Annotated in this window: 17 protein-coding genes; 8 read left to right on the top strand and 9 right to left on the bottom strand. The window is 52.8% G+C overall.

From position 1 onward, the window contains the following. Positions 1 to 243 precede the first annotated feature (243 nt). The 8 genes from J3361_RS24180 to J3361_RS24215 form a co-directional block, all read right to left on the bottom strand. Complete coding sequence (locus tag J3361_RS24180) at positions 244 to 480, bottom strand: hypothetical protein (protein ID WP_207966649.1); 237 nt, start codon at positions 478 to 480, stop codon at positions 244 to 246. 13 nt (positions 481 to 493) lie between these two features. Beyond that, positions 494 to 811: a hypothetical protein gene (locus J3361_RS24185; protein WP_207966650.1), complete on the bottom strand. Its 318-nt coding sequence runs from the start codon at positions 809 to 811 to the stop codon at positions 494 to 496. Between the two features lie 316 nt (positions 812 to 1,127). Continuing rightward, positions 1,128 to 2,237, bottom strand: a complete 1,110-nt coding sequence (locus J3361_RS24190; protein ID WP_207966651.1) for a hypothetical protein — start codon at positions 2,235 to 2,237, stop codon at positions 1,128 to 1,130. 56 nt (positions 2,238 to 2,293) lie between these two features. Continuing rightward, positions 2,294 to 4,441, bottom strand: a complete 2,148-nt coding sequence (locus J3361_RS24195; RefSeq protein ID WP_207966652.1) for a CHAT domain-containing protein — start codon at positions 4,439 to 4,441, stop codon at positions 2,294 to 2,296. Between the two features lie 478 nt (positions 4,442 to 4,919). Continuing rightward, a complete protein-coding gene (locus J3361_RS24200; protein ID WP_207966653.1) occupies positions 4,920 to 5,303 on the bottom strand; it encodes a hypothetical protein in 384 nt (127 codons plus the stop codon). 582 nt (positions 5,304 to 5,885) lie between these two features. After that, the gene (locus J3361_RS24205; protein ID WP_207966654.1) at positions 5,886 to 6,122 is read right to left on the bottom strand and encodes a hypothetical protein; all 237 of its coding nucleotides are present in this window, start codon (positions 6,120 to 6,122) and stop codon (positions 5,886 to 5,888) included. Positions 6,123 to 6,409: 287 nt separating this feature from the next. Then, positions 6,410 to 6,694: a tyrosine-type recombinase/integrase gene (locus J3361_RS24210; protein WP_207966655.1), complete on the bottom strand. Its 285-nt coding sequence runs from the start codon at positions 6,692 to 6,694 to the stop codon at positions 6,410 to 6,412. Positions 6,695 to 6,716: 22 nt separating this feature from the next. Continuing rightward, entirely contained in the window at positions 6,717 to 7,319 is a 603-nt protein-coding gene (locus J3361_RS24215; RefSeq protein WP_207966656.1) for a hypothetical protein, read from the bottom strand. A gap of 177 nt (positions 7,320 to 7,496) precedes the next feature. On the opposite strand from J3361_RS24215, the gene J3361_RS24220 reads away from it, so the two are divergent. Next, positions 7,497 to 8,465, top strand: coding sequence for a DNA-binding protein (locus tag J3361_RS24220; RefSeq protein ID WP_207966657.1), 969 nt, complete (start codon positions 7,497 to 7,499; stop codon positions 8,463 to 8,465). Between the two features lie 81 nt (positions 8,466 to 8,546). On the opposite strand, the gene J3361_RS24225 is transcribed toward J3361_RS24220, so the two are convergent. Then, entirely contained in the window at positions 8,547 to 9,491 is a 945-nt protein-coding gene (locus tag J3361_RS24225; protein WP_207966658.1) for a hypothetical protein, read from the bottom strand. Between the two features lie 482 nt (positions 9,492 to 9,973). Here J3361_RS24225 and J3361_RS24230 point away from each other — a divergent pair, with 482 nt between their 5' ends. From J3361_RS24230 to J3361_RS24260, 7 genes are all read left to right on the top strand, one after another. Beyond that, positions 9,974 to 10,612 carry a hypothetical protein gene (locus J3361_RS24230; RefSeq protein WP_207966659.1) on the top strand — a complete coding sequence of 213 codons (639 nt, stop codon included), beginning with the start codon at positions 9,974 to 9,976 and terminating at the stop codon, positions 10,610 to 10,612. After that, on the top strand, positions 10,602 to 12,482 hold the full coding sequence (locus J3361_RS24235; RefSeq protein WP_207966660.1) for a hypothetical protein: 1,881 nt from the start codon (positions 10,602 to 10,604) through the stop codon (positions 12,480 to 12,482). Before J3361_RS24230 ends, J3361_RS24235 begins: the two co-directional genes overlap by 11 nt. Beyond that, complete coding sequence (locus J3361_RS24240) at positions 12,466 to 13,419, top strand: TniB family NTP-binding protein (RefSeq protein WP_207966661.1); 954 nt, start codon at positions 12,466 to 12,468, stop codon at positions 13,417 to 13,419. Before J3361_RS24235 ends, J3361_RS24240 begins: the two co-directional genes overlap by 17 nt. Beyond that, positions 13,416 to 15,512 carry a TniQ family protein gene (locus J3361_RS24245; protein WP_347709640.1) on the top strand — a complete coding sequence of 699 codons (2,097 nt, stop codon included), beginning with the start codon at positions 13,416 to 13,418 and terminating at the stop codon, positions 15,510 to 15,512. The genes J3361_RS24240 and J3361_RS24245 overlap by 4 nt, the downstream gene beginning before the upstream one ends. Before the next feature lie 642 nt (positions 15,513 to 16,154). Then, positions 16,155 to 17,372: a DUF3422 domain-containing protein gene (locus J3361_RS24250; protein WP_207966663.1), complete on the top strand. Its 1,218-nt coding sequence runs from the start codon at positions 16,155 to 16,157 to the stop codon at positions 17,370 to 17,372. A 172-nt stretch (positions 17,373 to 17,544) separates the two neighbouring features. Then, positions 17,545 to 18,675, top strand: coding sequence for a carbon-nitrogen hydrolase family protein (locus tag J3361_RS24255; RefSeq protein WP_207966664.1), 1,131 nt, complete (start codon positions 17,545 to 17,547; stop codon positions 18,673 to 18,675). 17 nt (positions 18,676 to 18,692) lie between these two features. Then, on the top strand, positions 18,693 to 19,715 hold the full coding sequence (locus tag J3361_RS24260; protein WP_207966693.1) for an AraC family transcriptional regulator: 1,023 nt from the start codon (positions 18,693 to 18,695) through the stop codon (positions 19,713 to 19,715). Positions 19,716 to 19,735: the final 20 nt, after the last annotated feature.

Below are 19,735 nucleotides of genomic sequence, written 5' to 3' on the forward strand. Positions count from 1 at the left end.
AGTAAGAACGGCGTTGTGGCTGCATGAAAGACCCGCTTAAAAGGCTAGAAATGGTGTCCACTTAAATCAGGTGGACACCATCGCCTTTGGCGTCGGGGTCAGGAAGGTGTGTTGGCCGGACGCATACGGCTTAACGCCCAAAGCCTATATCCATTAAGCGTCAGGAGCGCCCTTCAGAAACTATGTACCATTAGGGTAGAAGTCGCCAAAGGCGGGGCTTGTGGTGTACTTGGGCGACTTTTCCTATGCTCCCCACCACGTAGTGACACCGCCAGCCTCAACCAGCAAAGCCGCCACTTCTTCCTCCGTCGCTGGTTCATCCGCATTGACCGTCCAAACGCAGCCGTCATACGTCAACCAATAGTCGCCCGCAACCAGCGTAAGCGGGTAACTTCGACCATCAATCAGGTAAAACAGAAGCTGAGCCTTGGGTTCGAAAATCGGCGGTGTTGGTTCGCCTGGGCGAAGGTTGTAGCCCATACCATTTTTCCTTCTAATCGCCTTCGAGGCGAACGACCCAGTTAAATGTCTTTGGGTTGTCGGGGTATTTCCACTTTGAGCCGAAGATGATTGTGTCGCCCTCATTGGGGTCGACGAAAACGCGGCACGTGAGCTGGGCGACATCGGGCGACTCCTGGCTTGTCGCAATGCCAGTGAAAACGGAAGCGTTGTTCCTAGTGAGTTTGACCGTGTAGGTTTGCTCGTCACCTGAATGCCAGAAATCGAAAACTATCTCGTCTCCATCATTGCGCCGGATGACTGTCTGAAGCTCGTAACCTTCGTCTAAATCGTGAAAACTTCTGGTAAACATCGCAACTCCTTTTCTTGGACGCGATAACGCGCCTCTTCTAAGTCTTACGGGCTTAGCCGGCCCAGTGGACTTCTACCCTAATGGTACATAGTATCTAGAAGTCTCCGCAAAAGCCTACTGACTATGGGCTTTGGGCGTTAAGGCATTACTATGTACAAATACACAGTAATGCATCGCAATTCCTGAGCGTCGGCGGCAATGCCGATGCTTTTTTCGTTGGGAGAACCGTGCGGGACTGCACCGTTACCTAAATTTCTAACCCCTCAACACGTCCTGCAACAGTCCAGAATTGCTCTTAGCCTAAAATCTAGCTACATCAACGTTTAGGACTGGAAGCATTAATATAACTTTTTGATATTATCCTATTTAGTTGCTTCATTATTTTTTGCCGTTGATTCCAGCTTTTGCGAATCTCTAAATCTTCGGTTATCGGACTGTAAGCACCCTGTAAAAATGTCTGTAGCTCATATACTTGCGACACTAGCTGCCCTGCCGGCCTGCATTCAGAACCCGTAATAGTGTCAAACGTAATTTTCGCATTTTGATCGTCCAATCTAGAGGTGTGACCTTTAAACTGACGATAAATTTTTCCAACTCCAGCCTGCATACCTGTTATGGTACTAGCGAGTAAGTACGGGTCGTGAGTTGGATCGCCACCTAGAACAGTAGAGCTCTGATCTATCTCGCTTACGGGACTCTGCATTATGGGTTGAAGAAGGAACACTGAAGGTTTGTGAAGTTTAAAGCTGAATATAGGTGATTTTATTTTTCTTGTAGCTTTAAATTCATCCATCTGCAGATAGCCTGAGTTCTCACCATCTAGATGCAACTTCATGCTGGCGGGATATGGAAAACCACAGCGCCCTGAAAAAATATAATCACTTGAGCAGTTTATCAAAAAAATACTGTTGATTCGTAAACCGAAAGCCGACGGAGCTCCGTGAAATGACAGCGTTTCCACACCATGCGCATTTAGCCCCGCATTTTCCTCTTGAAGTGGGTAGATCGCGACAAAACGATCCTTTTTACGCAACCGAGAGTTGATGTAAAATGAGGGTGTAATGCCAGTAGGGTTGCCCATCAAAAGATGATAGTTTAACCACAAGCCTACGCGAACTTTATCAAGCCAATCCAATAGCGTACAGTAGTTGGCGACTGATAAAGGTTCTCGCTCAAGGAGGGCCTCTACTATTGGGCGCACTTCACTTTCTAAAGACGCATACTCTGTATTGCATGCCTCACAGGCTGGAGTGACTAGCGATTTCCAGCGGAAAGAGATTTCTGTTTTTCTTTTGTAGTTGTACCCCATGCTAACAACCCTATTAGGGTCGCCAGTCAATTTCAACAACCATTGAGGCAATACGTGCTCTTTGTTTTTTGACTCGGGCGGCCTTCCACAAAATACACAAAACTTCACATCTACCATTATTTCTCCTTAGAAAAGCTAGGATGCTTAAAATATATGCGACCAGTAAGTAGCGGTTAGCCAGCGATAATGACGATGTTTTCTGGGCGCCCCAGTTGAACCATAAGCATTGTCTCTACGAACTGAAAGTTTTGTTGAAATAACTCATTAGCTGCTAGATCTTCGAGCTCCAACTCTTCAGCTACTAACGATTTAAATTTGTCGAACCAATATTTATCTTCATATGTATTTACGAGCATGTTGGTTTTGATGTGTATGGCAGCATATTGATTATGATCCAATAGCTTTTTATCGTCGCGCAAATATGTTAAAACGTCTCGTGTATATGACATTCTAAAGAGACCGGATATTATCTCGCGCCAAGTGTATGGTCGTGATTTCAGCGCTATAGGTAAATAAACTGCAACTCTGCTTAAGAGTCGTAAAACAAATGTCGCAGCGTGGTCCGAGTTAATTGGCGCAAATGTACCAAGGACACTGCAGGCTCCCGACTCCAAAAAACCGTTTGCTACGGACGCATGGGAACCTTCTACCGGATGCGTGCTACAAGCAGCTAAAACAATTATCGGTGGAACTCTGGCGGATTGGTATATGTGCCAAACACTTATATTTTCTCCTCCGATATACAGCCAGGCTGAGTCCTCCTCACCTCCATGTCCTCCATGGCAATCAAAGATAACCATGAGTCCTTTAAATGAATTCAGTGCTTCTATTACTTCCTCTTTAGATGCTACATCTACCAGCTCTACTTTAAGACCTTTCAGGCGCCCTTCCTCATGCCCCCACTGCACGACTTCTGACAGATGGTCTCTGATTTCATCATCTGCATCAAAAGAACGGATTATGAGAATATCGCACAGCGCGCTATAGGCATAAGCACGTTTGGGTAGAGATAATAATACGTTGGTTGTAACATTTCCTGGTGTGGAAGGAATGCGAGAAAGCTCATGCCTGAACATCGTTGGCAATAGATCAATTGAAACCCATTCGATAGGGAAGTCGCAGACTGCTAGTATTTTTTCTCGATTGTTGAAAACGCCGCAAAGTAATTCTTTGCCAATGTCCGCCTTAAGTAACTCGCTGTAATCGAAAAACTTTTTACTTAATTTTTCATGCCACTGCTTTACGTTTGAGTTTACAGTTTTCCCAATATCTTTAAGCTTGTCGTGGTGGAGCATAACGGAGTTTGGAAGTCTCAACGCAGGCACAAACTGATTAGATGCTATTATGGAAATTGTGGTTGTAAATATTTTAAGCTCGACTTGACGATCTCGTAATAGCGGGCCAAGTATTCCGTCTTCATAGGGGTTGAACACGTCTTCTTCAGACATGGCTATTGAGGAATTTCCATATCCTTTACCCCGAATCAAGGTTGCCTTAAGAAAATTTCGCTTCGGGTTGGTTAAATGTCTATTCAAGTCACGCCAGAGTTTTCCCTCTGCACGATAAAGGAAGCTGTAAGCAGATGGGCAGTGCACAATAACGTCATTTTTTCGAAAAGGGGATTCAACAATTTTCTTTGGGCGAAGAGCATCTATTTTGCGCGTTAAATGCATCATGCCTGATATGTGTTCTGTAATGTTGCCAGAAGGCTTAATTCCTGTGACTTTAATTTTCGCTCCATAATTAACAAGCGTCTCGATAAGGGGCTCGGTGCAATTATGACCTTTGGCGTTCAAACGCAACCCAATTTTCTCCCGGCTCTTAAACTTTTTTGATTTCAAAAAAGCCCTGAACTTGTTCAGCTCTGAGTCGGCACATGCGGCACGTGCGAAAAGACTATCAATTATTCTAAAAACCGTCTTATCATTCAGGCTAACTACTGAAGTGCAATCCTTTCTATCTGCGGTTGTAATATGTAGCGGCTTTAAATGAATTTCGGAAATGGCTTTTTCAACATAATCGAACGTTTCTTCTGTACTCCACAAAACGGTTAAAGGGTTATACGGCATGTCTAAATACTTTTCCACCAAATCGGCGCGCAGAAAATCTACCTGTAAGCACGCGCCAATAGATCTTGCTTTGACAAAATTTCCACCAGAGAGGTAGATATCAGAGGCGTCATGTGGAAAAAAAACTAAACAGTTTAAAATTTTTATAAAATCAGGATGCCAAAATTCAGAATACCCCTGAAAAAATGTCGTCCTTCTCTCGGCAGAGTTACTTGGAACAACAACTAAGTGGCTGATCGCGCTGGTTCTCATAACGCTTCCTTGGCTATATGATCGAGTGAGTCAGGTATCGATAGGTAGTGCAAAGCACCGCTGGTTATCGAATGCTGAGGGAGGGGCCAGTCCGTGCAACTATTTGTACGTTGAGTCGCCTAGTATCTTTCGAATCGCCCGGGCAAAGCCCACTTCGAACATTATCCGGCCGCGCAGCAGTGGCGGCAGAACAGCAGCGCGACTTCGCATTTTCAACCTCGACCTCTGCCATTTCACCGCGAACCCCGTGCCAGGTTTCATTTGCCACGGTGATGGTCACAGTCGATTGGCCGTCCGTGATCCAGGTATTGCACCGCGAACAATTCGTGATGACGTGCTTGATTGGGGTAACGGTCGCGGCCATGGTCTATTCCATCTTGTAAATGTCGGCTAAGTCCTGGCTCCGGCCTTTTTCCCAATCGGCAGCATCAGGGCCTGTGTAGGGGTTGTTGTCTGTACGTAAGCAACTTGTCATGGATCAGACCTCGCCAAAGCATGCCAGAAGGGCCAGCACGATAAAGGCGACCGCCCCCAAGCGAATGCCAATCCGTTCATCCGAATCAAGTCGGATAAGTTGTTGCAGTGCGTACTGGTGTTCAGCAGTGCTTAGGCCCGGTTTTACAGACTGTTCCAGCATGCGGACACGGTGTTCGTCACGGCCAATGGCGTTCCAGAGTGGGTAGGAGGCCAAGATGAAGGCCGTGAACTTGAGGCCTTTGATCATCGGTACTGGCACGTCAAAACGCCAGTGAGCTGGATAGATTTGATAGGCAACGCCATATCCAAACGCGATGGCGATCAAAAGGATCGAAAGCGACATCGGAGAGAGCAGGTGGTAACGAGCTTGGAAAAACTCTTTCATGGTGTTCCTTAGTGAGAGGTAGTTGTGAGGTGTTAGTGGGTAGCGATGACGTACTTTTGATCAAGAGTGGCGCAGTACCATTTGATGCACCTGGTGCGACTTTTCCTCGAACTAGCAGGTATACGTCCATGAGGTGGTCTTGCCACGAAACGGAACCTCAAGATCACTACCGACGATTTGGACCGACTTTACTGGGTTGATCGGCTGATTCCCAATAACCTTGTCTGAGACCTGGCCTAGCAGTTCAAGCGTCCCATGATTCAACACGTTGCGAGACACCTGGCCATGGACGATGGCGTGGCCGCCGGCTTCGATAATTAACCCGCCTGATAGCTGTCCACGCGCAATCAGACCCCTCCAGCACGCAAGTAAGTGTTGCCAGTAACTTGACCAGAAGTCTCTTGGGTCTCGGTAACAATTAAATCGCGTACGTGCTGCATCTTGAAACTCCTGCCTATGGGGAAAGGACTCTGCTACGTCCTCGGCCCGATTTTTTAGGCCGGGGCTTGGGGTGCAGTTGAACGATTTCCGAGGGGAAAAAGAAGCCCGCACCGCGGGCTTCTTGAAGTTACAAGGCAGGCCTCAGGGCAACTTTGCGATCGCCTGCTTTTGAGCTTCCACCGCTTGGCGCGCGTGATAAACAGCGTCGCGCAATCTCTTGCCTTCTTCTTCGTGCATCAGGTCTTGGCGCATGCTGCCGTCGCGGCGACGGTAGTCATGATCATTCCAGTCTGCCAGGTCCTTTTCGGCTGCTGCCAGGATCTGCTCCAGCTCCAGCAAACGCGCGACCGCTACTTGTTTCTCGGGTGAATCCGACATGACGACTCCTTAGCTGCGCTTCTGCGCAGAGCTAGCTTGATTATGCGAGCCTGTAGAGCCCGTCACCTAGACTAAAATGCATCCCGGAAGCATCACTGATGTCGCTATGCCAGCGCAACCTCGAATGCGTGTCGAATTGTCGCTTGATCGACTGTCAAGTAAGGCTTGCTATGTTCAAGGCAAGAGTGGGGGAAATGGAGTAACGCCCGCTCACGATTGACGAAATCCATCTGAGCGCCTCGTAATCAAAGCGCCTCGCTAACGGGTTCAGTGGTGCAGGCCAAGCGTCATCGTGCTAAATCGCCAAAGGGCGCGTCCGTGTCTACATAGCGCAGCGCCGACTGCACATCTTTCCAGCCGACATAATCCATCAATGCTTTCGTCCCCCACTCATTTCGGCTGGCCCAGGTCGCGAAACCGCGGCGTAACGAATGCCCACTGAGGCTTTCTCCGTCCACGCCATTGCGGGCAAACGCCATCCGCAACAAACGCGACACACTGTTCGGATTCAGGCCTTCGAGAGCGATATGGCCCCAGCGGTCGATCGCCCGAAACACCGGCCCCTTCTGCAAGCCGCTGGCTTCCAGCCAGGCTTCATAGGCCTGTACCGGGCAGAGACGTTTCAGCGCCGTAACGCCGACCGTACGACCCTGGTTTTAAGCGATCAGTCTTGCTACTGCCCAAAAAGATCTCCAGACCCTTCCCCGTACGCACCTGGATGTGTTCGATACGCAGACGACATAGGTCATCGCTGCGAAAGGCTCGCCAGAACCCCATCAGGATCAAAGCCTGGTCGCGAGAGGCACGGAGCCGCTCCACGGCAACAGCTGAGGTAGCCTGCAAGGACAAACCGGCAATGCATTCCTCTAACATCTGCAACTGCAATGCTTCGGCTTGCTGCACCAACCGCGGGTGCTCCGCCTGGATTCCGCGCAAGACATCGCGGACTTTGGATTCCTTGGTCGGGTCATGAAAACCATGACGTTTGTGCCACTGCGCCAGCGCCGCCAGATGAGTGCGCAAGGTGCCGCCGGACAGCAGTTCAGCGTGTTCGGCAAGGTATCGCACCACACTTTCACTGGAAGCTGGCAGCAATCCGCCCCACTCGCCCTCGAAGTGCGCCACCGCCTGACGATAACGCCGCAGCGTGCTCTCGCGCCGTGCCGCGTTGAGATATCGATCCGCTGAAGAAGTCATGCCGCTTCCTCTCTGCATACTGCCTGTCACCAAGAAAATGGGTGAAATCTGCTCTCACGTTTGGGAATTCAGGATTCTCAAACGTCAGTTCGTCGCCCCGGCCGCTCCGTGGCAAGCGTTTGTACACCCGTACTTCCATACTGCGTAAAACACTACGAAATCGTAGGAGTGACGATCATGGCCCGCGGCGGCGTAAACAAAGCGGTAGTGAAAATTGCGCGCAATGCCCTGCTCGCCCGTGGCTTGCATCCGAGTATCGATGCGGTGCGGGTCGAACTCGGCAACACCGGCTCTAAAACCACCATTCAGCGTTATCTGAAAGAACTCGCCGAGGTCGAAGCGCCGGAGCCAGATATGCCGCTGGACGAAGAACTCGCACATTACATTGGCAGTCTAGTCGAGCATATGAAGCGGGCGGCCCAGCGTGCGCTGGCATCTGATCGGGCGGCCTTCGAGCATGAGCAAGCTGTCGCGCTTCATCAACGAGAGGTGGAACAGGCGAGCTGGGATCAATTGCGACGCGCGCATGACGGACTGACGCGGGCCCGGGAGGAAGGCCTAGCCTACCAAGAGACTCTGAGCGTTCAGTTACAAGCTTGTGAGCTGGAGCAGCGGCGACTACAGGAAGCCCATCAGCAGCAAGAGCGCCTGCTCAAGGAACGTGCCTTGCAGATCAGCTCGCTGGAGGAAAAACATCGCTTCACTCAAGAGGCGCTGGATCATTACCGGGAGCAACACGTGCTCCAGCGTGAGCGGGAAACCCAGCGGCACGACCAACAAATCCTACAGTTGCAACGCGAAGCTCGTGCTGCGCACGATCAAGTGCTCAGCAAGCAAGAGGAATTGAGCCAGATATACCGCGACCTGGAACGGATGAGTGGTGAGCAATTGCGGTTTCATCAGGAAGCTCGCCGCCTGGAACACGATTTACAGTCCATGCAGGAGCAGTTGCAAGCGGCGCAACTTGAGCATCGGAGCGATCTGCGACAAATGCAAGGCCTGGCCCACCAGGCCACCGCTCTTCGGCAGACAGTTAAACTACAACGGTCTAAGCAACGGGAGACACAACGCGATTTACGGGCCAAGGACCAGCACATCACCCACCTACAAACGCTAGTAGAACGCTTGACCCCATCTGCAACATAAGGCCCCAGTTGACGTGGTATTACGCAACGTTGTGTTTGCATTACCCAAGAGCAGCAGGGAGCACTCGCACCGGCAATCATCTCAAACCGCCTTCGTTTTACGTACTCTTGCGCCTGGGCGCTTAACGCCTTCAGAAATCTTTTCTAGGCCGATCGTCAACGGAGGCCACAAGAATCGCTTCTCCTTGGGAGTCAATGCCACCCGGTTCCAGTTCAAATCCCAGTAGAAGCCATAACCTGAACTTGCCCATTGAGCACCTTCCGGATCGGCAATAAAAAAACCGATGTGCCCGTCACCCTCAATGCCTGCCTTCAGCACGGCACTGCGCGGAAGACGCTGCAGACGTCGAAGGCACCGGATAAATAACCTGTTATTACCTGGCCAGCGCTCGACCAAGGCCAAATGCCCCTCACGGAAATGCTGGTCCAGCAGCGGATAGAGCAATGTCTCGGCTCCAACGAAACAAGGCTGTACAGAAATAAGAAAGAGATAAGAAACGAAACGCGTCTGCATGAACGCAAGCACCGGGCGGTTTTGAGTGGGCTCGGTGGCCAAAATCACCAGCCAAAATCCCAGGTCCTGCCAGTCGGCGGTCGAGATGCGACGTTGCAGACGCTTAAGGCGCCTCACCGAGAGCGGCGTTCCATCCATCTTCAAGCGCCTAACCAATGATCTACCGTGGTCGTCTGCCTCCTCCAGCTCACGCAGAACTTCCCAGAGTGGGTTGTTCAGCACCTGCGCCAAGACTGGGAACTCATCAATCAAAGCATTAAGCAACTTGCCCCTAGGTAGCCGTCCCTTCAGATATCTCCTCCACTTGCCCGTTCCCCCGCCACCCGGCCCGACAATGCCCTTACGGATCTCGAACGCTTCGCCCCATTGTTCTAAGGAACAGGCTGACCGGAGACATCCCGCCAACATAATCACGTGATTAATAAAAACAATCGCCTTAAGTTGATGGGCAACACGGTACATAGAAGTGGCCACGACGGTTCCCTCGTACTCGTTCGTTTTATTGAACAGCATAGACCGGCTACTATCGAAAATGATGATAGTGGCGCAATTATGGCGTGGATACACGAAAAACAAAATTGCTTAGATATACTCCCTAAGGATTTAGGATTGCGCGAAAAGTATCAATCCTAGTCAATTATTGCTCGCCGCTCTCCTTATGGGAAGCTAGAGTTTTTTTTCCTCTGCGTTTGATATCCATGTACAGAGGAACACCTGAGGCTAATAATTCCCCTTAAAGCGATCATGACTGTTTGGCAGCGTTATCAGCGGTGACTACACGTTGCGATAGTTGCGACGTATCTTGCTCCCAAAATCAAGGGACCAATTGACGTCGGCACGTGAGGGTAGCCTTGTTTGTGAAACGAACATAAATGAAAACGACCCCGATCGCTAACAAACGAATTGATTCAAGATCGGGTAAAAGTCGACTGCCCCTTTGCCAGCCTAGGGACCGCATCAACGAGGTTGTCTGATCTAGGATCCGGAGAGTGATCATGGGCAAGCCCATTAAAGTAAGAAATGCCGCCAAGCAGCATGGATATGGCAAACACTTGCTGTTTTTTCCTTCGCGAAAGACCCAGTCGCAGCTTATCTGCCACAGCGTGCTGGAGTCTGACTACTGCACATTTTTGGAGTACGATCCGGGCGTCGTAAGTTATTTCAGTCAACCTGAAGCCCTAATGGTCACGGTGAATGGTCGTCAATGTCTATACCAGCCTGACTTTCGGATTGAAACTGTGGACAAGACTTCCTATACCGAGGTCAAACACAACTTTAACGAAATCTCCACCCGGATCAGGTCCAAACTACAGGCGGCGAAATCTATGCTGCGGACACAAGGCAGCGAGCTGGTATTCGCTGACATCGACAGCATTCGGGCAGGAGCAAAGCTGAGAAACTTGAAGTTTCTTTATTTCCATTCCTTCAATGTTTCAGCGGACGAATTCGGAGGATGCCGGCGTCTGCTGTCCATGCTGCGCTATCCCGTGACCCTGCGAAGCATGCTGCATCACCCTCACAATGTACGTGAGCGAGCGATCTATAGGGCGATGTTCGAGCAGTTACTGGAGTTTGACCTGAACGAACGCCTGACGCTGGACTCGCGAATTATGGGAGAAAGGCATGAGCACTAGCGAACCTAAGCCTGGCGCTCAATACAAACTGGATGGGCAGATTTACGAAGTCATCAGTATTAACGATGATGTGATCGCGATGTGCTCGCTCATTCATAAATATCGCCGGTTCATCAAACGGATTGAGTTTGCGAGCATGGAGGTAAAGGGCAAGCTAGTACTTCATAAACGAGCAGCCAGTGATGTCACTCCTATAGTGCGCTGGATCTCGATGTCTGATCTGGAAAAACACAAAATTGAATGCCATCAAGCCTACGTGGATGCATGTCTGGACGGGCTGGGGGGCACCCTTCCGCGTGAAGCTGCAAAGGTGATGATCGCTCAGGTAGCAGCCCGAATCGGCGACTCGAACCCACCGGGGATAACGACGGTCTGGCGTTGGAAGAAGCGGTATCTAGTAGGCGACCGTCACCCACTTTCTCTAGCTCGAAAAAAACCAAGCCCACGGAGGAAGCGGATCCTAGCGTCGTCTGAAGAGCTGGTCAGACACTACATCAAAACGTCATACCTTCTGCCGGAGCGGCCATCGTTGGCCCACGCCTACAGGCTGCTCAAGTCCCATATCCTGCACGAAAACAATGAACGCCTGCGCTGCGGAGGCAATCCCCAGCAGACGCCTTCATACGCCACTTTTCGCCGCCGAGTGCTCGCCATGGATCGTTATTACGTCACCGAACGAAGAATGGGTGGCAAGGCAGCCAAACGGCTAAACAAGGCCAGTGGAAAACTGTTCATCGATGATGACCCCTATGCATGCACGGTATTCGATAGCCATGACCTCAATGTCTTGGTAAAGGATCAGAATACGGGCGCAGTAGGCCGAGCGGTGCTGTCTGCCCTGCTTGTACCGGCTACGAGGGAAAACTCGGGTTGGGACATTTCGCTGGGCGCGCCCAGCGCAGAAAAAATGATGCGCGCCACCGTTCGGGCAATCCTTAATAACGGCAAAATGGCGGTGATGGTTGCGGACCGCGGTGCGGAAGTCCTGAACACGTGGTCAATCACGACTTTCGAGAGGCTGGGAATCAATGCTGACTACGTCCCAGTTGGAGACCCGGACGCCAAGGCGTTGATTGAGCGGTTCAACGGTACAGTCTGCAGCGGATTTTCCAACAACTTGCCGGGCACTACGAAGTCTTCACCGACCGAACGCGGAGATTACTCATCCGAAAACCATGCTTGCCTGAATCTTGAACAGCTGCGCACGGCCTACGAAATTTGGCTAAAGGCGTATCACAATACGTGGCAAGACGATCTATGCGCCAGTCCTGCCCAGAAGAAAGAACAACTAATCGCCACGGCCCCGCCTGCCGAGCGTTATACCGAAGAAGAGCTCAAACTTTACTGTGTGAGCCGATGGCAGCTGCGGCTCGATGGTGGTCGGGTCATCAGCCATCATCTCTCCTGGCACGGCGTCGGTCTCCCCGATATCCGGCAAAGACTCAAAAAAAAACAAAAAGCAATTGTGCGCTACAACCCCTGCGATCTGGGGCTGGTGTGGGTCGCTCACCCAGATACACCAGACGATTGGCGGCCGGCGATCGCAGACAGGCCTGAATATCAGAACGGACTCACCTTGGGCGACCACGAGTTGATCGTGGCTAAACTGTTGGCCGAAAAAAAAACATTCAATGCGGATAATGCATTGATTGCCTGGTATGAGCTTGGCCAATACGTTGAGGAATGTAAAAAAGCCGACAAGAAAAAAAAGAGAGCTTCTACGAACTCACTAGCCCCTCCCGCTACCAATGGAAAGGAAGGCGACGTGCAGAAGCAGGTAGCTGGCGCTGTCGACCCGTCTCTCAATGAAGCTGACTTCGAGACGCTACACACGCGTCGTGGGAAGGACGGTGATGACTCCGGAACATAGTTACAAACTCGAGCGCTTGAGCAGTTTTACCGTTCTCCATCCCGGCTATTCTGCGGCACTCGAAACCATCCATCGCGCCATCGACCTAGGGGACGCGATTGGAGACAGTTGTGGATCGATCCTGCTAGGAGATCCAGGAACCGGCAAGAGCCGGTTTTGCGACCAACTCAGGTCAGAGTACCCTGCCGCGCACTTCGACAGGCTTGACGGTGACGAGCAACAAATCATACCGGTTTTTTATTGTAGGGTACCCAATGATTCTACAGTGAAATCGCTCATGTCAGGCGCGCTTCGACTGCTGGGAGCCTATCGAGAGTACCAGTCTCTCGAAGCTCTGGAACACTGCCTGCTGCACAATCTGCGAAAGTGTCAAACTCGGCTTCTTATACTAGATGAATGGCCTCACCTGTACCGAACTGGAACGGACAGAGCGATCAAAGATGCTGCAGACTTCGCTAAAACTCTCATGGATTTCTTCCAGCGGCCTATTCTATTTGTCGGCGAGGGACAATATGAGTATGCCTTTAACTGCCACGCGGCTTTGGCAGATCGCTGTCCCTATAGGGCTGCCCTCTACCCTTTTTCCCTCGCAAGTCCAGAAAGTCGAAACATCTTCGCCAAGGTCCTAAGAGCATATGGCCAGTTCCTAAACGGCGAACTGGGTTTCGAAGAAGTGCTACCGATGACTGATGAGAAAATGGTCCTCGCATTCTATGCAGCAACGGGTGGAAATTTTCGCGGACTCTCCAATATTTTGAAAGAGGCCGTATATACAGCGTTACGTCGAAATGCAGGAGATTTTTGCACACAAGACTTAATTTCCGGTTGCAGCACTATTCAAGTAAGTACACGGTTGACCGAAAAAAACTCGTTCGAACTCACGATTGGTGAGCTCAAGAAAATTATCGCTAAGAACCCTAAGGGGAAGAGCCTGTGAATCAGCTGACGTTTTACCCTCTGCCCAAACCACATGAGAGTGCCATGTCACTGCTATTCCGCTGCGCAACAGGAAATGGCATTTCCACAGCGCATCTCCTTCGTGATGACAGACTCGACCGCAAGGCCGTTACAATGACCAGTGCTCTTTGGCAGGGATCCGGCCCGTGCGAACTCCTGGCAAGCCATACAGGCTTTACTGCTGCGGAGAAGGATGCAATTACGTCATGCTTTTACAGAATCTCCCCTGAGAAAGGTTATCCAAATGTTGAAATAGCAGGTATGACCTTCCCTCTATCTTTGCTGAAGCAACACCTTGCGCTGTGCCCTGGATGCGCGAGAGAAGGGCATCTGAATCAGATGCACATATTTAGCTTCAGTGAAATTTGCCCAGTTCATAGCGAGCGCTACATAACTCAATGTCCAAGCTGCTGCAAACCGTTGCTTTGGACTGCCATTAACGACTACATTTGCCCTTGCAAGTATGATCTACGAGAAACATTAACAGTCGAATTAAACATGAAGACACCCAAACTCTTCAATGGTGCGTTGGAGGCGAAAGATGAAAGGTTCTTTGCAACGTTGGTGGCAGCGATTGCCGCTATGCGCTTCGCCCACACACCCAACAATCGCGGGATTATAGTAGACAGCTGCGCACGGATTGCGACTGGCAATAAGTCCAATTTTTTTCGTGAAATTGACCGAATCCAAGAGCTATTCCCAAGTTTGCATAGAAGAGCTCTTCTGGCGCCCTTCGTTTTAAGTGACGATGCGACACTCAGAGAGTACGCAATGGAGTACCTATTCCGAAGTTCCCAAACTCAGCCACTGAGCCATTCATCTGAATGCCAGTGCGGAGAATTAAGCTATACGCGCAAAGAATTGGGTTTTATCTTTGATAGCCACAACGTTGTTCTACAACGGAACCCTGACATTCCGCTGAATGCCCTACCACTTACCAGAAGGGCACCGAAGTCTGAGCGACGCTATCAATGCCCTGATTTCTGCAAGGTGCTCTACAATCGGCAAGACCTTCTGTGGGACAACGACGATACACCCGGTGAGCCAGGGGATAACTTTGAAGTTCTCAGCTTGACGGCTGCAGCGGAGGTTCTCGATACAAAAACAAGCACTGTTCGCGCGCTGATCGTCTCAGGACTGTTAAAAGGGCATTCCGTCTCCTATCCAAATGGCTTGAGGACGTCACTGGAGGCTGTACAGAAATTCGGACAAAAATACGTACTGAGATCTGAAGTTGTGCGACGGAGCGGTCTCTCGGGCGCTAGCCTAAGAAAGTTACTCGCAGGGTTTACTCCGATCGCGATTAGCATCGTCCGCTTTGGCAGCACTGTGCTTGTTTACCAACGAAAACACTTGTCAGAGGGGATGAGGTTACACCTGGAGAAAAAAGATCTCGCCTTTTTGCAACCTCCCTTGCCAGCGGACGGAATGGTGACGTTTGGTACTGTATGCAAGCGCCTCAATCTTGCAAGTAAAGACGTTAGAGCACTTCGCGACGTGGGAATTCTACTGACAGCACCCTTTCTGGGGAAAAATAATCGGTCAGTCAGCGAGCGTTGTACTCAAGAGAGTTTGCAACACGCACTCGAATGGCGAAAACAGCACTTGTCTATTTCGGAACTAGCCAAGGAATGCGGCGGGTACGGCACGCGAACGATTTATAATCGTTTCTTAGATACCGCGGTAGTACCCTTCATTAAACTCGACACTTACTTTGTATCCATCGATGCTGCCAAATTTATTGTGAATCATCTCAGCTCATATATTACGTGGAATGATCTCTGCTCGATGACCGGGATGTCGCAAAATTCCTTAGTCAGTTTCGTTGAAGAAAAGCTACTCATTCCACTACCGCAAGAACACCCAGATGCCATTAAGGGTTTGTTCCTCTTCAAGGCAGATGAAGCCGAGCAATTTGCAACCGACTATCAGAGAAAGCGAACGCCGCGTAGGCCGCGAAGTTCTACCATTCGTAAGATGACGGCGCGACCTCCCAAACTGGCCACTTCCCTTACTACTCCCGAGTTGCTGGACGCCATCGTTCGATCATATTGTTTCCCCGTTCAGTCATAGCCTTTCTGAGCAACGGCAATCGCCGCCGGTCGCTGGATCACCGTGTGCGGTGACCCATCGGCCGTGCACCTGTTGGACCAGTCCTTCTGCATCCATCTCGTCCAGCATCCTCCTGTTTGGCCACCGAATCCCAGCTGCGTTGAGAACGCTGAGTTGACCGACCTCGAAAGGATTAGGCTCGGCTGAAACCTTTGGTTAAGCAGTCCACGCATGCCTTTATTAACGGAGCCTAAGACCAATCAGCAGCGTTCGAAGCCCCGCCCGCAAACCCACCTCATCATAAGCGTTGGGCTAATTTTTATCCTCTTGATGTCAACCCTGTAGGTCAAAAGTAGGGTCATAGTCATGGAGGGCTACCCCCGGGACGGGCGATACGCCGTGCGCAATCGGTACCAATTGAAAAAGAGCGTGCCGCTCTTTTCTACACATTCAATTGACCCGTGCAAAATTCCACATGTGCGGCTCAAGTCGGGCCAAAAAACCAAATCATCCGCAAAAAAAATTCCACCTAATGTGGACGAACCGTCATAAGTGATTGATTTGTCGTGTTCCGCATTTCAGACTGAGTGATTACCCACGCTACCAACGCTGGCTCACGTGCTCAAACCCAAAAAATAACGCCAATAACAGAGTCGTCATTGCATGCATCCCCAACGAAAAATGCTGCACAACGAGTTGCACGCCCGCCCGTCACTGTATTTCGACGAACCGGCCCACGTCTTTCACTTGGCATTCCTGGGCGACAATGCCCAGTGCAACGCTCTACTGGAGCGACTGTGCCCTGATACCGTCGCAGCAGACGCCGCACAAGGCATCACCCGCCTGCAAGGGCATCCGCTCAAGTGGGAGCGCCACGCCGAGTTCTTCACCCTGACCCTGGTCGTTCCCGCCAGCAGCAACGAGTTGCAATGGACGACGCTGCCTGAATGCCTGGCCCGGGGCATCGAAGGTCACGCCCAGCACCTGATCAATGCCGTTCAGGTGGTGGTGCGCGCCGAAGATGGTCTCGACCTGGCCAGCTACGGGTTCAAGGACCCCTGCGGCTCCTGCGTGGGCGGTGGCGATGCGGTGGTCTGGAGTGATTTCCGCCTGACCGAGGATGGCACCAATCGCCTGCTGTTCATCAACCGACGGCTCAACGCCTATCGCCAGGGACGCATGATTCGCCGCCTACTGGAAATCGAGACCTATCGCATGATGGCGTCCCTGTCGCTCAGTATCGCCAAGGCACTGGACCCGCAACTGAACGAATTCGATCGCACCCTGGTGAGTCTCTCCGAACGCAACGCCAACGCCAGCGGCGTGGATGCCAAGGCCTTGTTGGAAGATATCGCCCTGCTGTCGCGCCAGGTCGTCAGCAGTACAGTCAGGAATCGCCACCGTTTCAGCGCGACCCGCGCCTACGCACAGCTGGTGTTCGAGCGGTTGGGGGAATTGCGCGAAAGTCATTTGGGGGATTGCCAGCGTTTGGGCGTGTTCATCGAACGGCGTTTCAAGCCCACGGTGCGTTATTGCGCCGCCACCGAACAGCGCCTCGAACAACTGGCCATGAGCGTCGCCAACCTGGGCGACCTGCTGCAAGCCCGCGTGCAAGTCGAGATGGAAGACCAGAACGCCGAGATCCTGCGCAGCCTCAATGCCCGCGCCGATGCCCAGATCAAGATCCAGCGCGCGGTGGAAGGCCTGTCGATCATCGCCATCACTTACTACCTGATCAACCTGTTCAAGTTGGTCTACAGCGGGTTGCACACCCTGGGCGCACACCTCTCGGCCCGTGAAGCGCTGCTGGGCATGGCGCCACCGGTGCTGTTGATCATGTTGATGATCCTGATCCGGATCAGGAAGGCCAAAAGTCACTAGCCGCCCCGCCCAGCGCCAAGGGCGTCCACGGGCTCCATGGACGCCTTTGCGGACACTTTCCATGCGTACAAATCAGCGTCCGCCCTTCGCTAATCCCTTGTTTTACCGTACCCTGCCCCGTGACTCTTGATGAAAAATCACGAACCTGAATACGGCCGCTGACTGTTCCCCCATGCGCAAATTTCTGTACTTGCTGTTTTCATTGGCCTTGATTGCCGCCCTGGTTACCTACGCACTGTGGACGACGGATCGGCCGGCCGGCCATTACCTGTCAGACCTGCGTATTACCCTGGCGGTCGACCAGGGCACGCCGGCCGACCGTGGCAATCTGCTGGGCATCCAGCCCGAACTGTTCCCCACCGACTACCAGAGCCCCGAGCGCCTGCATCGCAAACTGGCGGCCTATCTGCAGGCAGCCCGCGACCAGGGTTTTCTCAATGCCAAGACCGTCGTGGTCCTGCCCGAGCACATTGGTACCTGGCTGATGGTCGGTGGCGAAAAAGACGAGTTGTACCAGGCCACCACCCTGAAGGAAGCCATGAACTGGCTGGCGGTGAGCAATCCGCTGGCGTTCGTCCAGGCGCTGGTCAGCGCCGAGGGCGACAACCGTTTGGACGATGCCTACCTGCGCATGAAAGCCGAGCGCATGGCCCATGACTATCAAGCGCTGTTCGGCGGGCTGGCCAAGGAGTTCGGCATCACCCTGGTGGCTGGCTCCATCGTGCTGCCCGAACCCAGCGTCGACGAAGGCGAGCTGAAAATTGGCCACGGCGCGTTGTACAACAGCAGCCTGGTGTTCGGCAGCGATGGCCGGCCGCTCGGTCAGCCGCAACGCCAACGGCATCCGGTGTTCGAGCAACAGGATGTGCTGGGCGCCGACCATCCGGCCGCCCCCCTCGTCATCGACACGCCTGCCGGGCGCCTGGGCGTGCTGATCGGCAGCGACAGTTGGTACCCGCTCCACTACCGGCAGCTCAATGAACAGGGCGCGCAACTGATCGCGGTACCCGCCTTTGTCATCGGTCGCGGCGCCTGGGACAAGCCCTGGAGCGGTTATAAAGGCCTGTCGACGCCGAGCGAAGTGAGCCTCAAGCCTGGTGAAGTGAGCGAGGGGCAAGCCTGGCATCGCCTGACACTGACCAGCCAGTTGCCTATCAGCCAGGCCCGGGGCGGCGTCAGCGTGTTCCTGCGTGGGCAGTTCTGGGACAGCGGCAGCGCCGGCCAGAGCTTCATCAGCCACAACGGCCAGCACTTCCCCGACGGCGAAGCCCGTGGCGCCCGCCTGTTGAACTTGTGGTTGTGAACACGAAACCGCAGCCGATGCGCCTGGGGGACCTGTCAGTTGGCTTCGTCCATAGCCTGGCTGACGCGGTCGCCAGCCATGGACAAGACCCCAAGCCCCTGCTTGAACAGTACGGCCTTGATGCCGCGCGCCTGGCCGAGCCCGGGGCACGCCTGTCGATTCCACGGTACATGCGCCTGGGCCACGCCGCGATTCAACAGACCCAGGACCCGGCCCTGGGCCTGCGCATGGGGCAGTTCGGCCGTTTGAGCCAGGCCGGGCTGGCCGGCGTCACCGCTGCCCAGGCGCCGACCGTACGCGAGGCGGCCCGCTGCATGATCCGCTTCGAGCCACTGTATGGCTCCAACTATCGTGGCCAATCGAGTTTCCATGAGGATGCCCGCGGCGCCTGGCTGCGGTTCTATTCCATCAGCCCCTATAACGCCTACAACCGCTTCGTCGTGGACTCGATCATTTCCGGCTGGCTGACGCAATTGTCCAGCGTCAGCGGCATCGCGCTGCGGCCCGAACGCATTGACATTGAATTCGAGGAACCGGAATACCTGTCGGCCTACCGCACACTGGGTGACTGCCCGATCCAGTTTGGCGCCGAACAGAATCAACTGCGCCTGGGCCTGGACAGCCTTGCCCAGCGCAACCCGCAGCATTGCCCCAGTACCTGGCATCATCTGGTTCAGTTATGTGAACGGGAACTGGAACAACTGACCCGCACCCGCAGCCTGCGCGAGCGCATCATTCAACTGCTGGGACCGTTGCTCAGCGGCGGCCGGGAACCCGACCTGGAAGAAGTGGCGGCTCGCCTGAAGCTGCCGACCTGGACCCTGCGTCGCAAGCTGGCCGAGGAAGGCACACAGTTTCGCGCCATCCTCAACGACACCCGTCGCGACTTGGCCATGACCTACATACGCGATACCGAACTGGCGTTCGGCGAAATCGCCTACCTGTTGGGGTTTGCCTCAGCCGAGGCCTTTCAACGGGCCTTCAAGCGCTGGAATGACCAGACGCCAGGGGAGTTTCGCCGAAGTCACAGAGGGGTTTAAGCTTCAAGCTTCAAGCTTCA

The sequence above is a fragment of the Pseudomonas sp. OA65 genome (assembly GCF_017498305.1).
GTDB classification, from domain to species: Bacteria; Pseudomonadota; Gammaproteobacteria; order Pseudomonadales; family Pseudomonadaceae; genus Aquipseudomonas; species Aquipseudomonas zanjanensis.

Bases quoted from the DNA above. Each gene is read 5' to 3' on its own strand.
- J3361_RS24180 (WP_207966649.1), bottom strand. From the start codon at position 480: ATGGGCTACAACCTTCGCCCAGGCGAACCAACACCGCCGATTTTCGAA.
- J3361_RS24185 (WP_207966650.1), bottom strand. From the start codon at position 811: ATGTTTACCAGAAGTTTTCACGATTTAGACGAAGGTTACGAGCTTCAG.
- J3361_RS24190 (WP_207966651.1), bottom strand. From the start codon at position 2,237: ATGGTAGATGTGAAGTTTTGTGTATTTTGTGGAAGGCCGCCCGAGTCA.
- J3361_RS24195 (WP_207966652.1), bottom strand. From the start codon at position 4,441: ATGAGAACCAGCGCGATCAGCCACTTAGTTGTTGTTCCAAGTAACTCT.
- J3361_RS24200 (WP_207966653.1), bottom strand. From the start codon at position 5,303: ATGAAAGAGTTTTTCCAAGCTCGTTACCACCTGCTCTCTCCGATGTCG.
- J3361_RS24205 (WP_207966654.1), bottom strand. From the start codon at position 6,122: ATGTCGGATTCACCCGAGAAACAAGTAGCGGTCGCGCGTTTGCTGGAG.
- J3361_RS24215 (WP_207966656.1), bottom strand. From the start codon at position 7,319: ATGACTTCTTCAGCGGATCGATATCTCAACGCGGCACGGCGCGAGAGC.
- J3361_RS24220 (WP_207966657.1), top strand. From the start codon at position 7,497: ATGGCCCGCGGCGGCGTAAACAAAGCGGTAGTGAAAATTGCGCGCAAT.
- J3361_RS24225 (WP_207966658.1), bottom strand. From the start codon at position 9,491: ATGCTGTTCAATAAAACGAACGAGTACGAGGGAACCGTCGTGGCCACT.
- J3361_RS24230 (WP_207966659.1), top strand. From the start codon at position 9,974: ATGGGCAAGCCCATTAAAGTAAGAAATGCCGCCAAGCAGCATGGATAT.
- J3361_RS24235 (WP_207966660.1), top strand. From the start codon at position 10,602: ATGAGCACTAGCGAACCTAAGCCTGGCGCTCAATACAAACTGGATGGG.
- J3361_RS24240 (WP_207966661.1), top strand. From the start codon at position 12,466: ATGACTCCGGAACATAGTTACAAACTCGAGCGCTTGAGCAGTTTTACC.
- J3361_RS24250 (WP_207966663.1), top strand. From the start codon at position 16,155: ATGCATCCCCAACGAAAAATGCTGCACAACGAGTTGCACGCCCGCCCG.
- J3361_RS24255 (WP_207966664.1), top strand. From the start codon at position 17,545: ATGCGCAAATTTCTGTACTTGCTGTTTTCATTGGCCTTGATTGCCGCC.
- J3361_RS24260 (WP_207966693.1), top strand. From the start codon at position 18,693: ATGCGCCTGGGGGACCTGTCAGTTGGCTTCGTCCATAGCCTGGCTGAC.